Annotated in this window: 9 protein-coding genes; 4 read left to right on the forward strand and 5 right to left on the reverse strand. The window is 63.7% G+C overall.

Annotation, left to right across the window (positions count from 1 at the left end; genetic code table 11):
- Positions 1 to 11: 11 nt before the first annotated feature.
- From gnd to ACVW17_RS18630, 4 genes are all read right to left on the reverse strand, one after another.
- Positions 12 to 995, reverse strand: a complete 984-nt coding sequence (gene gnd, locus ACVW17_RS18615) for a phosphogluconate dehydrogenase (NAD(+)-dependent, decarboxylating) (protein WP_456753225.1) — start codon at positions 993 to 995, stop codon at positions 12 to 14.
- Between the two features lie 11 nt (positions 996 to 1,006).
- Positions 1,007 to 3,853 carry a bifunctional transaldolase/phosoglucose isomerase gene (locus ACVW17_RS18620; RefSeq protein WP_456753226.1) on the reverse strand — a complete coding sequence of 949 codons (2,847 nt, stop codon included), beginning with the start codon at positions 3,851 to 3,853 and terminating at the stop codon, positions 1,007 to 1,009.
- A 216-nt stretch (positions 3,854 to 4,069) separates the two neighbouring features.
- Complete coding sequence (locus tag ACVW17_RS18625) at positions 4,070 to 4,516, reverse strand: DsrE family protein (protein WP_456753227.1); 447 nt, start codon at positions 4,514 to 4,516, stop codon at positions 4,070 to 4,072.
- Positions 4,517 to 4,556: 40 nt separating this feature from the next.
- Positions 4,557 to 5,186 (reverse strand): hypothetical protein, encoded by a 630-nt coding sequence (locus tag ACVW17_RS18630; protein WP_456753228.1) that lies wholly within the window; start codon positions 5,184 to 5,186, stop codon positions 4,557 to 4,559.
- A 521-nt stretch (positions 5,187 to 5,707) separates the two neighbouring features.
- Here ACVW17_RS18630 and ACVW17_RS18635 point away from each other — a divergent pair.
- The 4 genes from ACVW17_RS18635 (at position 5,708) to ACVW17_RS18650 (ending at position 11,990) form a co-directional block, all read left to right on the forward strand.
- A complete protein-coding gene (locus ACVW17_RS18635; RefSeq protein WP_021080883.1) occupies positions 5,708 to 7,651 on the forward strand; it encodes a PrkA family serine protein kinase in 1,944 nt (647 codons plus the stop codon).
- A gap of 103 nt (positions 7,652 to 7,754) precedes the next feature.
- On the forward strand, positions 7,755 to 9,026 hold the full coding sequence (locus ACVW17_RS18640; protein WP_456753229.1) for a YeaH/YhbH family protein: 1,272 nt from the start codon (positions 7,755 to 7,757) through the stop codon (positions 9,024 to 9,026).
- Between the two features lie 3 nt (positions 9,027 to 9,029).
- Positions 9,030 to 10,574, forward strand: coding sequence for a SpoVR family protein (locus ACVW17_RS18645; protein WP_456756468.1), 1,545 nt, complete (start codon positions 9,030 to 9,032; stop codon positions 10,572 to 10,574).
- A 225-nt stretch (positions 10,575 to 10,799) separates the two neighbouring features.
- Positions 10,800 to 11,990, forward strand: coding sequence for an ABC transporter substrate-binding protein (locus tag ACVW17_RS18650; protein ID WP_456797779.1), 1,191 nt, complete (start codon positions 10,800 to 10,802; stop codon positions 11,988 to 11,990).
- Between the two features lie 3 nt (positions 11,991 to 11,993).
- Here ACVW17_RS18650 and ACVW17_RS18655 read toward each other — a convergent pair whose 3' ends face one another.
- On the reverse strand, positions 11,994 to 13,016 hold the full coding sequence (locus ACVW17_RS18655; protein ID WP_456753231.1) for an IS30 family transposase: 1,023 nt from the start codon (positions 13,014 to 13,016) through the stop codon (positions 11,994 to 11,996).
- Between the last annotated feature and the right edge of the window lie 104 nt (positions 13,017 to 13,120).

The raw sequence follows: 13,120 nt of genomic DNA on the forward strand, positions 1-13,120 counted from the left end.
AATGCTTCAAGTCAAGCCTTCTTCGGGGGCTCCTTGTGGCCGCCGAAACCTGCGCGCATCGCCGAGAGGATCTTCTCGGCGAAGGTGTGATCCTTGCGCGAGCGGAATCGGGTGTAGAGCGCGGCCGTCAGCACCTCGGCCGGCACCGCCTCGTCGACCGCGGCATTGACGGTCCAGCGGCCTTCGCCGGAATCCTCGACAAAGCCGGAGTAATTGTCGAGCGTGTGGTTCTGCGCCAGTGCGGACGCGGTAAGGTCGAGCAGCCAGGACGGGATCACGCTGCCGCGGCGCCAGACTTCGGCGATGTCGGCGATGTCGAGATCGAACCGATGGTCCGGCGGCAGCGCCTCGATATTGGCGTTCTTCAGGATGTCGAAGCCTTCGGCATAGGCCTGCATCAGGCCATATTCGATGCCGTTGTGGATCATCTTGACGAAATGCCCGGCGCCAACGGGACCGGCGTGGATGTAGCCCTGCTCGATGCGGTGATCGCGGCCGTCGCGGCCGTGGGTGCGCGGGATGTCGCCGATCCCGGGCGCCAGCGTCTTGAAGATCGGGTCGAGCCGGTCGACCACGCCCTTCTCGCCGCCGATCATCATGCAATAGCCGCGCTCGATGCCCCAGATGCCGCCGCTGGTGCCGACATCGACGTAGTGCAGCCCGCGCTCCCTGAGCGCCTTGCCGCGGCGGACGTCGTCCTGCCAGAAGGTGTTGCCGCCGTCGATGATCACGTCGCCGGGCTGCATCAGCTTTGCGAGCGCCTCGATGGTGGATTCGGTGATCTTGCCGGCCGGCAGCATCACCCAGGCGGTACGCGGCGCTTCCAGCTTGAGCACGAAATCCTCCAGCGACGAGGCGCCGGTGGCGTTGTCGGCGACCAGCGCCGCGACCGCCTTGGGGTCCTTGTCGTAGACCACGGCGGTGTGGCCGTTGCTCATCAGGCGGCGGACGATGTTGCCGCCCATCCGCCCGAGGCCGATCATGCCGAGTTGCATCGTGGCCTCCGTCAGTTCAGTGCAGCCGAGATCGCGGCATCGAGCGCCGCCAGCCCGGAGGTAAGGTCACCCTTGAGGTGCACGCGCAGCGCCCGGCGACCGCGCTCGGTGAGCACGTCGAAATCGCCGCGAGCCTGCGCCGCCTTGATCACGCCGAAGCTCGCCTTCTGGCCAGGCACCGCCAGGTCCTTTGGGTCGTCGGTCGTGAGCTGGAGGAACACGCCGCTGTCGGGGCCGCCCTTGTAGGCCTGTCCTGTCGAGTGCAGGAAGCGCGGGCCGAATTCGGCGCAGGTCGCAAGATGTTTTGCATCGCGGACCTTGAGACGCATCGCCTGCATGGCGTCCATGGTGTCACCGTCGCGCTCGATATAGGCGAGCAAAGCGACATAGTCGCCGCGGCCGGAGCGCGAGAGGTGGGCCTTGACCCAGGAACCGAGATCGCCATTGGCGCCGGCCTTGCGCAGCTCCTCGGCGTTCTGCGCATCGGTGTAGAGATCGACCCCGTCGGCCGATACCACCGGCTCTTCGGCCGGCAGTGATCCGGTCTTCTCGAATGCCGCCGTCAGCTCGCGGGTCTTGATCTTGGCCGCCTCGACGTCGGGCTGGTTGAACGGGTTGATGCCGAGGATCGAGCCCGCCACCGCGGTCGCGATCTCGAAACGGAAAAACTCCTGGCCGATATGGTCGATCGACTTCATGACGATCCGGACCACCGGATGGCCGGCGGCTTCGAGCGCGGCAAGCTTCGCCTCATGCGCGGCGTCGGTCTCGCTTTCGGTGCGCAGATCGATGAAGAAGCGGTCGTTGCCATAGACGCCGGGATCGCCGAGCGTCTCGCCCTCGATCGGGATCAGGCCCTTGCCGTCCTTGCCGGTCGATTCCGCGATCAGCTGCTCGGCCCAGGCGCCGAAATCGGCGACGTCGGGCGAGGCGAAGATCGTCACCTTGTCGCGGCCCTCGAGGCCCGCAATGCCCATCGCAAGCCCGAGCTGGACGCCCGGGTTTTCCTGCGGCGGCACGTCGGCGCCGCAGGAGCGCACCATGGCGAGCGTATGGCCGAGCAGGCTGCGGACATCGATGCCCGCGGCAGCCGCCGGCACCAGGCCGAACGGCGACAGCACGGAGTAGCGGCCGCCGATCGCAGGGTCGCCATAGAAGATGCGGGCAAAGCCCTGCTTGATCGCGATCTTCTGCAACGACGAGCCCGGATCGGTGACCGCGATGAAGCGGTGGCCGGCCTTGTCCTTGCCGATCGCCTTGGCGACCCGGTCGAAGAAATAGTCCTTCATGACGTTCGGCTCGGTGGTACCGCCGGATTTGGAGGAGACGATGAACAGCGTCTTGGCGATGTCGACATACTCCTCCATCGCGCGGACCTGCGCCGGATCGGTGGAGTCGAGCACGTGCAGCCGCGGGAAGCCGGACTTGTGCGGGAAGGTCTGGGCCAAGACCTCCGGTCCGAGGCTCGAGCCGCCCATGCCGAGCACAACGGCGTCGGTGAAGTTCTGGCCCTTCACGCGCTTGGCGAAATCCTCGTAGTCGGCGACGTCGGCGGAGGCGGCGCTGGTCAGCCAGCCCAGCCATTTGTCCTCGTCGTCGCCGGTCCAGACCGACTTGTCCTTGTGCCAGAGCCTGCGGATCTTGGCGGAGGTACGCCATTCCTCGGTGCTGTTCTCGACCGCCTTCGCGATGGTGGCGCCGAGCGCCAGCTTCTGGTGGTCGATGCCGCCGCCGAGCGAGGTGGCACGCTTGAAGGCAACCGCGCCGTACAGCTTGTCGGCGGCGTCTGCGAACAGCTTGACGCCGTCCTTGACCAGCTCCTCGGTGATCGCGTCGAGCGAGATGCCGGACTTCTCCAGCTGCTCCAGCACCTGGCGGGCGTCCGCGACGTTCTCCTCGAGGCTGTCGCGGAGCTTGCCATGGTCGCGGAAGGCGTCGAGGGTGGCCGGCGGCATGGTGTTGACGGTGTCGGGGCCGATCAGCTCCTCGACATAGAGCACGTCGCTGTAATCCTTGTTCTTGGTGCCGGTCGACGCCCACAACAGCCGCTGCGGCTTGGCGCCCTTGGCGGTGAGCTTGTCCCAGCGCGGGCCCGAGAACAGGCGCTTGTAGTCCTGATAGACGAGTTTTGCATTGGCGATCGCCACCTTGCCCTTGAGCGCGGCGAGGCGCTCCTTTTCATGCGGATCGTTGGCCTTTGCGATCTTCTCGTCGAGCTGTTTGTCGACGGCAGAGTCGATGCGGCTGACGAAGAAGCTCGCGACGCTTGCGACATGGGAGGGATCGCCGCCCTTGGCGACGTATTTTTCCAGGCCCTTGAGGTAGGCCTCGGCGACCTGGCGATAGACCTCCTGCGAGAACAGGAGCGTGATGTTGATGCTGATGCCTTCGCCGATCAGATACTCGATCGCCGGCAATCCCTCTGGCGTCGCCGGCACCTTGACCATCAGGTTCTTGCGGTGGACGTCTTTCCAGAGCCGCTCGGCCTCGGCGATCGTGCCCTTGGTGTCCATCGCCAGATAGGGCGACACTTCGAGGCTGACGAAGCCGTCGCCGCCATGGCTCTGGTCGTAGACCGGGCGCAGCACGTCGGCGGCGTGCTGAATATCGACGACGGCAAGATGCTCGAACAGGTCGGCAACCGAGCGGTCGCCCTTCTTCAGCGCCTGGCCGATCGCGCCGTCATATTCGTCCGAAGAGCCGATCGCCTTCTCGAAGATCGAGGGGTTGGACGTCACGCCTTTGACGCCGTCGGTCTCGATCAGCCGCTTCAGGTCGCCCTTGGCGACGAAGCCGCGGGCCAGGAAGTCCAGCCAGACGGCCTGGCGGTGATTTTCGAGTGCTTTGACGGGGTTCATGGGTGCCTGTTCTCGTTCGATCGAGGGTCGATTTTTGGGTTCCCGGGCAGCTTTCGGGGGCGGAGCGGGATTGTCAACATGACTGGGGGCCCGGGCGGAATATCAGCATTCCCAAGGGATAACGCCATTCACAACAGTTCGATCCCCTCGGATGCACCCCGAGCAGACCCCGATCTCAGCACATTTTTATGACGCGTTGCGCTGCGCGCCCGAACCTCAGGGACGCAGGTAGAGATAGCCCTGGGATTGCAGCTCGGCGAGCCGCACGACGCCGCCGCGCTCGGCGGCGACGAAGCCGGGAAGCAGGTCGGCAAGGCCGATGTTCTGCGATTTCATGGTGTTGCCGCAGGCGGCGAGCTCGATGCCATCCCGGCTGAACTGTCCGACATGCTTGGACAGGTCGGGGTTGGCTCCGGACGCATGAAACGCCTTCAGCGCCTGGCCGTGGACCACCAGCGCGATCGTCACATTGCCGGGACCGCCGACGCCCTCGAGATGGTTCTGGATATTGCCGATCACGAAACTGACCTTGTCGAGGTCGTCGAGGTGGTAGACCACCTTCAGCCTTTGCGGCGCTGTCTCGGTGGCAGCCTGCGCCTGTGGCGCCGCGAAGGCGGCACCGAGCGCGGAGAGCGTGCCCCACAGGATGCTGCGTCGATGCATGGCGTCCCTCGCGCGATCGTTGCTGATCTGATCAAGCCTATCACTTGTGGCGAAGCGCTGCGAGTTCCTTGCGGTCGGTCACAAGTTCGGCGCATTCGTTCAAGCCGGCGCGATCGAGACGAAACATCTTGTCGTCGGCGCCGGCGACCAGTTCTTCTTCCGCGTCATCGTCGGGCTTGTTGCGATTCCACATCCGGATGCTGGCGAGGCGTGCGATCGCGGATTTATCGTCCTTCGACAACGCCACGCTGATACCGCCGCCTTCACAATCGACGCCGCATTCGAAGCGGATGTCCTGTCCGGATTCGGTCGCGATCGCGTGGTTGCAGTAGCCGCTGGAGTCGAAATTGCCGGAGCGGTGACGGTAGGTGACACCAAGGCGGAACGAGTAGTTGGTGGTCTTGTCCTCCGGCGCGTCTTCGGCCTCGACCAGAAGCTTCATCGTGTTGACCTTCTGCTTCGGGTGCTGCGCGAGATGATTTGCATCGTAGCGCCGCACGAAGCAGGCGTAGGCTTTCGAGCCGGGCGGGCCGGCGAACATCCTGTTGTCGAAGGCGGCTGCCAGGCCCTGGTCGACCGCCTTGTCGACCTCCTCCTGCGCCTGGACGGCTGACGACGCGCCGGCACAGGCGGCGGCTGCGAGTGCGACAACTAGGAACGTTCGTTGCATGATCGGCCTTGGGAATATGCCGCGCTGTGAAGGTGTCATCTCTACAGCGCGGCAATGGTGCCGCGCGGAACTGCACGGGCTCGTTGCCTTAGTCGCGGCGAGAAGAAGGCGCGTTCAACGGCTTCTGAATGTTTGTTCATCCGAATCTGTGACGCGCGCATCTTGACGCCAAGGCTGGACGGTCACACGTTTTCAGGGAAGCCCAACGTTCATTTCGGACGGGGAAGTCGCCTCGGTCGGATGCCCGCTTCGGAAGCCTGTTCGGAGGCTTGGGCCCCGTTAAACCACGGATGTGGCGGAGGGGTTACAAACGTCAAAAACAGGCCGCCAACGGGGGATATTGATGAACCATTAAGCTTCCTGCCTGTTGATAAGGCAGAGGCTGCACGCGCCGTGCATTGCCGAAGTGAGTCGGTCGAGTGTCCAATAGACCCAGCGTGCCGACGCTGATTCGATCCTAGGACGCTCTTGTTACGACTCGTGTCAGTCGTGCGGCGATACATATCGTGGAGAGAGGGATCATGTACAACGATTCTTTGTTCAACGCCTTCGCAAGGTCGTTTGAAGCGCGAAGCCAGACCGACATGTCGATGGCCGAGTATCTGGAGTCGTGTCGAAGTGATCCGATGCGATACGCCAATGCGGCCGAGCGGTTACTAGCGGCAATCGGTGAGCCCCAGATGATCGACACGGCCAAGGACCCACGCCTTGGCCGTATCTTTTTGAACCGTACGATACGGTCGTATCCGGCCTTCGCCGGCTTCTACGGCATGGAAGACACGATCGAGCGCCTGGTCGGCTTCTTCCGCCACGCCGCGCAGGGCCTCGAAGAGCGCAAGCAGATCCTCTATCTGCTCGGGCCGGTCGGCGGCGGCAAGTCGTCGCTCGCCGAGCGCATCAAGGCGTTGATGGAAATCCATCCGATCTACGTGCTGAAGGCGGGCGACGAGCTGTCGCCGGTGTTCGAGAGCCCGCTCGGGCTGTTCGACCCCGAGCAGCTCGGGCCGATGATCGAGGAGAAGTACGGCATTCCGCGCCGCCGGCTGAGCGGGCTGATGTCGCCCTGGGCCTACAAGCGGCTCGAGGCGTTCGGCGGCGACATCTCGCAATTCCGCGTCGCGCGCATCCAGCCCTCTCGGCTGCGCCAGATCGCGGTTGCCAAGACCGAGCCCGGTGACGAGAACAATCAGGACATCTCCTCGCTGGTCGGCAAGGTCGACATCCGCAAGCTCGAGACCTATGCCCAGAACGATCCGGACGCCTACAGCTATTCCGGCGGCCTCAACCGCGCCAACCAGGGCGTGCTCGAGTTCGTCGAGATGTTCAAGGCGCCGATCAAGATGCTGCACCCGCTGCTGACCGCGACGCAGGAGGGCAATTACATCGGCACCGAGAACATCGGTGCGATTCCGTTCACCGGCATCATCCTTGCGCACTCCAACGAGGCTGAGTGGCAGAGCTTCAAGACCAACAAGAACAACGAGGCCTTCATCGACCGCATCTGCGTCATCAAGGTCCCGTACTGCCTGCGGGTCACCGAGGAGCAGAAGATCTACGAGAAGCTGATCCAGGGCTCCGAGCTCGCCGCCGCGCCCTGCGCGCCGGCCACGCTGGAAACGCTGGCCCGCTTCTCGGTGATGTCGCGGCTGCGCAAGCACGAGAACTCGACGCTGTTCGGCAAGATGCGGGTCTATGACGGCGAGAGCCTGAAGGAATCCGATCCGAAGGCGCGCAGCGTGCAGGAGTACAAGGACGCGGCCGGCGTCGACGAGGGCATGGACGGCGTCTCCACCCGCTTTGCCTTCAAGGTGCTGGCCTCGACCTTCAACCACGACACCACGGAGGTCGGCGCCGACGCGGTGCATCTGATGTATGTGCTGGAGATGGCGATCCGCCGCGAGCAGCTGCCCGACGAGACCGAGAAGCGCTATCTCGAATTCATCAAGGCCGATCTCGCGCCCCGTTATGCCGAGTTCATCGGCAACGAGATCCAGAAGGCATATCTGGAATCCTACGCCGACTACGGCCAGAACCTGTTCGACCGCTATGTCGACTACGCCGACGCCTGGATCGAGGATCAGGACTTCAAGGATCCCGACACCGGCCAGCTGATGAACCGGGAACTCCTGAACCAGGAGTTGACCAAGATCGAGAAACCGGCCGGCATCGCCAACCCGAAGGATTTCCGCAACGAGGTCGTCAAGTTCTCGCTGCGTTCGCGGGCGCACAATGGCGGCAAGAACCCGAGCTGGACCTCCTACGAAAAGGTTCGCGACGTGATCGAGAAGCGGATATTCTCGCAGGTCGAGGATCTGCTGCCGGTGATCTCGTTCGGTTCCAAGAAGGACGGCGAGACCGAGAAGAAGCATGGCGAGTTCGTCGAGCGGATGGTGGAGCGCGGCTATACCGAGCGCCAGGTCCGCCGGCTCGTCGAGTGGTACATGCGGGTGAAGCAGGCCGGCTGATGCACGATCCGGAAAGCCGGCAACAACCGGCCTTCCGTTCCGTCCAAGCAAGAATGCGATGCGACTCTGATCGCATCCGGCGCGAGGCAGATGCAAAGTGGTCATGCACATCGTCGATCGGCGGTTGAATCCGGGTAGCAAGAGCCTGGAGAACCGCCAGCGCTTCCTGCGGCGCGCCAAGGCGCTGGTGCAGGGGGCCGTCAAGAAGTCGTCGCAGGATCGGGACATCAAGGATGTCCTTGAAGGCGGCGAGGTGACTATCCCGCTGGACGGCATGGATGAGCCGCGGTTCCGGCGCGAAGGCGGCACCCGTGACATGGTGCTGCCCGGCAACAAGAAATTCGTCGAGGGCGACTGGTTGCAGCGCCCGAACCAGAGCGGCGCCAAGGGCTCCGGTGCGGGCGAGGGCGACAGCGAGGACGCTTTCCGCTTCGTGCTCAGCCGCGAGGAATTCGTCGACCTTTTCCTCGACGATCTCGAGCTGCCCGACCTCGCCAAGCGCAAGCTTGCGGAAACCGAGAGCGAGGGTATCCAGCGCGCCGGGTATGCGACCTCGGGCTCGCCCGCCAACATCTCGATCAGCCGTACGGTGAGCCGGGCGCTGGCACGACGCGTGGCGCTGCGCCGGCCGCGCAAGGACGACATCGAGGCCCTCGAGGCGGAGCTTGCGGAATGCGATGACGAGACGCGCCGCCGCGAACTGCTGGCGCTGCTCGAGGCGTTGAAGGCCAAGGCCAAGCGGATCCCGTTCATCGATCCGATCGACATCCGCTACCGCCGCTTCGAGACGGTGCCGAAGCCGGTGGCGCAGGCCGTGATGTTCTGCCTGATGGACGTCTCGGGCTCGATGTCCGAGCACATGAAGGACCTGGCGAAGCGGTTCTACATGCTGCTCTACGTGTTCCTGAAGCGGCGCTACAAGCATGTCGAGATCGTGTTCATCCGGCACACCGATCGCGCCGAGGAAGTGGACGAGGATACGTTCTTCCACGGGCCGGCCTCCGGCGGCACGCTGGTGTCGAGCGCACTGGTCGCGATGAACGACATCGTCCGCACCCGCTTCCGGCCCGCCGACTGGAACATCTACGCGGCCCAGGCCTCGGACGGCGACAACATGACCTCCGACAGCGGGATGACTGGGCTTCTCCTGACCGACAAGATCCTGCCGGTCTGCCAGTTCTTTGCCTATCTCGAGGTCGGCGAGGCCGCCAACTACACCTTCGACATGCCGGATTCCTCGCTCTGGACGCTCTATGAGCGTCTGCGCAACGAAGGCGCGCCGCTATCGATGCGCAAGGTGAGCGAGCGCGGCGAGATCTTCCCGGTGTTCCAGGACCTGTTCAAGCGCCGCACCACCAGTCAGGAAAGGGTATAGTTGATGGGGTCTTCCGGCGAACGGTTGTTCGAGGGCGCCGACTGGGATTTCCAGACGTTGCAGCGGATTCACGATGCCTGCGAGAAGATCGCGCGCACCGAGCTCGGGCTCGACGTCTATCCGAACCAGATCGAGGTGATCACGGCCGAGCAGATGCTCGACGCCTACTCCTCGGTCGGCATGCCGCTGTTCTACAAGCACTGGTCATTCGGCAAGCAGTTCGCCTTCCAGGAAGCGTCCTACCGCAAGGGCCTGATGGGTCTCGCCTATGAGATCGTGATCAATTCCTCGCCTTGCATCTCCTATCTGATGGAGGAGAACACGGCGACGATGCAGACGCTGGTGATCGCGCACGCGGCGTTCGGGCACAATCACTTCTTCAAGAACAACTATTTGTTCAAGCAGTGGACCGATGCCGACGGCATCCTCGACTATCTCGAATTCGCCAAGGGCTACATCGCGGCCTGCGAGGACCGCCATGGCCGCGAGACGGTGGAGCGGACGCTCGATGCCGCGCATGCGCTGATGTCGCATGGCGTCGACCGCTATCCCGGCAAGAAGACGCTCGATTTGCGTGCCGAGGAGAAGCGGGCCGGCGAGCGGCGGCAGCACGAGGAAGCCGTGTTCAACGATCTGTGGCGGACGGTGCCGAACACCAAGGCCAAGAGCAAGGCTACCCTCACCGCCGAGCGGCGCCGCGCGCTGCTCGGTCTGCCGCAGGAGAACATCCTCTATTTCCTCGAGAAGACCGCGCCGCGCCTGCAGGGTTGGCAACGCGAGCTCATCCGCATCGTGCGCCACATCGCACAATACTTCTATCCGCAGGGCCAGACCAAGGTGATGAACGAGGGCACCGCGACCTACGTCCATTACCGCATCTTGAATCGGCTGCATCAGCAGGGCCAGATCACCGACGGCAATTTCCTCGAATTCCTGCAGTCGCACACCAATGTGGTGTTCCAGCCGGAATTCGACGACCGACGCTATTCCGGCTTCAACCCCTACGCGCTCGGCTTTGCCATGATGCAGGACATCGAGCGGATCGTGAAGGACCCGGAAGACGAGGACCGCGACTGGTTCCCCGATATTGCCGGCAAGGGCGACGTCGAGGGCGTATTGCGCGAGATCTGGAGCAATTACCGCGACGAGAGCTTCATCAACCAGTTTCTCAGCCCGGCGCTGATCCGGCGCTTCCGCATGTTCCACCTGCACGACGATCCGGCCGAAAGCCAGGGGATCAAGGTCGATGCGATCCATGACGAACGCGGTTACCGCCGGGTGCGCCGCGAGCTGGCGCGGCAATACGACGTCGGCTTCGTCGACGCCAATATCGAGGTCGTCGACGTCGATCTCGACGGCGATCGCCGGCTGTTGCTGCGTCACACCACCGTGAAGGGCGCCCAGCTCAACGAGACCGACACGCGGCGCGTGCTGCAGCATCTCGCCGATCTATGGACCTACGACGTCGCGCTGACCGAAGTCGACGGCACCGACAAGGTGCTGAAGGAATACGTCGTCAGCCCGCGCGCGGCGGCGGTTGCGGCGTGAGGATGTCGCGTTCGCGGAGATGAGCGCGGCACAGGCCGCCGCGCGGAATGCAAGTCTCGCTCGGCGAACCTCTCGGCACATCTGCGAATTTTGAAGCTGCATCACGTTCCGCGAAAACGTGATGCAGGCATGCGGACATGGCACGGAGACGTTCTTGGTGATTGTCTGCGCGGGCGCGATGGATAATGTGCGCCGCGTCAAGAAAACCAAGAAAAGGATACGCTCTTGTCAACTCGCTCCCGCCTGGCGGGCCTGCTCGCCGTCACCGCCCTCACGGCCTCGTCGATCTCGCCATCCATCGCAGCCGAAGACGCGATCAAAATCGGAAACACCGCGCCCTATAGCGGCCCGGCATCGGCCTACGGCACCATCGCGCGGGCCGAAGCCGCGTATTTCCAGATGCTCAACGATCAGGGCGGCATCAACGGCCACAAGATCGAGTTCGAGAGTCTCGACGACGCCTATTCGCCGTCGAAGACGGTCGAGCAGACCCGCAAGCTGATCGAGCAGGACGAGGTGCTCGCGATCTTCAGCGCGGTCGGCACCGCACCCAATATCTCGGTGCAGAAGTATCTCAACATCAAGCACGTGCCGCAGCTGTTCGTGTCGTCCGGCGCGACGCGGTGGAACGATCCGAAGCAATTTCCGTGGACGGTCGGCTTCAATCCGACCTACGAGCTCGAAGGCAAGCTCTACGCGAAGTACATCCTGAAGACCAAGCCGGATGCCAAGATCGCCGTCATCACGCCGAACGAGGACGCCGGCAAGGACTATCTCAGGGGCTTCAAGGACGGGCTCGGCGAGCATGTCGGCCAGATCGTCGCGGAGACCACGTATCTCACGACCGATCCAACCATCGACTCCCAGATGGTGACGATGCGGGAGTCCGGCGCCGACGTGTTCTTCGCCGAGGCGACGCCGAAATTCGCGGCGCAAGCGCTGCGCAAGGCGGCGAGCATGGGCTGGAAGCCGCTCACCATCCTGCCGACCGTCTCCAACTCCGTCTCGGCGGTGCTCGAGCCGGCCGGGCTCGAGAACGTCATCGGTGTCGTGACCGGGCTCTATCTGAAGGACCCGACCGATCCGCGCTGGGCCGACGATCCCGCGCAGCAGGAGTTTTCCGCCTGGATGAAGAAGTATCAGCCGAATGCGAGCGCGGGCGATCTGTTCAACGTGCAGGGCTACACGGTCGCGCAGGTCATGGCGGCGGTGCTGAAGAACTGCAACGGCGATTACAGTCGCGACAACATCATCAAGCAGGCGACCAATCTGAAGCCGCTGGCACTGCCGATGCTGCTGCCGGGCATCAAGGTGCAGACCGAGCCCGACAATGTGACGCCGATCCGCCAGATCCAGATGGCGCGATTCGACGGCAAGTCCTGGGCGCTGTTCGGCGAGGTGCTGAGCGACAGGTAGCCGTCACGAACTCCGCTGTCGTCCCTGCGAAAGCAGGGAGGTGGATTCACACTCGAAGTGCAACACTTGAGAGAAGGCCTCGAGAGGGGTTTGGAAGTCAAGGCATTTGCGCGGGGTGTTGTTGTAGGCGTTGATCGACTGGCGGAGGCGGCGCGTCGGGAAGGTCGCGAGATCGGTTTTGCGTGGAATGAAGCGGCGCATCCGACCGATCGCATTCTCGATGCCGCCCTTCTGCCAGGGCGCGTGCGGATCGCAGAAGAAGGTCTCGATCGCGAGGCGGTGCAGCTCCAGGTGACAGGCGAACTCGGTCCCATTGTCGAAGGTAACGGTCTGGCACAGGCCTTCCGGCAAGGCAGCAAACAAGCGGACGAGATGACGGGCGATACCGCGCGCGAGCTTGCTGGCGATGCGGATGCCGAGCAGCAGGCGCGAGGTGCGCTCGTGCACGGTCAGGATCGCCTGACCGTATTTGGAGAACATCATCAGGTCGGCTTCCCAATGACCGGGGGCATTGCGATCGGCGGCCTCGATAGGCCGTTTGTTCAAGGAAACACGGCCTTCTATGAAGCTTGCGGGACTGCCGCCCTTCTTGCCGCGGTAGCCGCGTTTGCTCTTGCCGCGTGGCAGATAACGCCGCCAGCTGAAGTCCGAGGTGCGTCGGATCTGGGCGTATATGAAGCGGTAGATGGTCTCGTGGGAGATCACCTTGCGGCCGTGTTCGCGGGCCAGCCGGCCCGCGACCTGCTCGGGCGACCAGCCCCGACCAAGGCGCTCCAAGACCGCGCGGCGCAGGCCGGGCTCCCGTTCGAGGCGTACGCCCGTCCAGCGCCGCGCTCGCATCTGTTGCTGGGCATAGCTGGGTTTGTAGCCGACCTGGGCGCCAGAATTGCGGTTCAGCTCCCGAGAGATCGTTGATGGCGAGCGATCCAGAGCTGCCGCGATTTGCCGCACCGAGCTGCCATTGGCTGAAAGCCGGGCAATCTCGCATCGCTCGTCCAGGGATAGCTGCTCGTAACTCCGCCCCATCGCAACACCTCCTCAAGGAAGTGTTGCACTTCGTTTGTGAACTCAGGGGACCCATACGCCGTGCCCTCAGTTGTAAACGGGATTCGTTGTTCCAGCGCAGCTCG

Source organism: Bradyrhizobium sp. USDA 4473 (assembly GCF_054063335.1).

Coding starts and splice junctions, on each gene's coding strand:
- ACVW17_RS18635 (WP_021080883.1), top strand. CDS start 5,708: ATGTACAACGATTCTTTGTTCAACGCCTTCGCAAGGTCGTTTGAAGCG.
- gnd (WP_456753225.1), bottom strand. CDS start 995: ATGCAACTCGGCATGATCGGCCTCGGGCGGATGGGCGGCAACATCGTC.
- ACVW17_RS18620 (WP_456753226.1), bottom strand. CDS start 3,853: ATGAACCCCGTCAAAGCACTCGAAAATCACCGCCAGGCCGTCTGGCTG.
- ACVW17_RS18655 (WP_456753231.1), bottom strand. CDS start 13,016: ATGGGGCGGAGTTACGAGCAGCTATCCCTGGACGAGCGATGCGAGATT.
- ACVW17_RS18640 (WP_456753229.1), top strand. CDS start 7,755: ATGCACATCGTCGATCGGCGGTTGAATCCGGGTAGCAAGAGCCTGGAG.
- ACVW17_RS18645 (WP_456756468.1), top strand. CDS start 9,030: ATGGGGTCTTCCGGCGAACGGTTGTTCGAGGGCGCCGACTGGGATTTC.
- ACVW17_RS18625 (WP_456753227.1), bottom strand. CDS start 4,516: ATGCATCGACGCAGCATCCTGTGGGGCACGCTCTCCGCGCTCGGTGCC.
- ACVW17_RS18630 (WP_456753228.1), bottom strand. CDS start 5,186: ATGCAACGAACGTTCCTAGTTGTCGCACTCGCAGCCGCCGCCTGTGCC.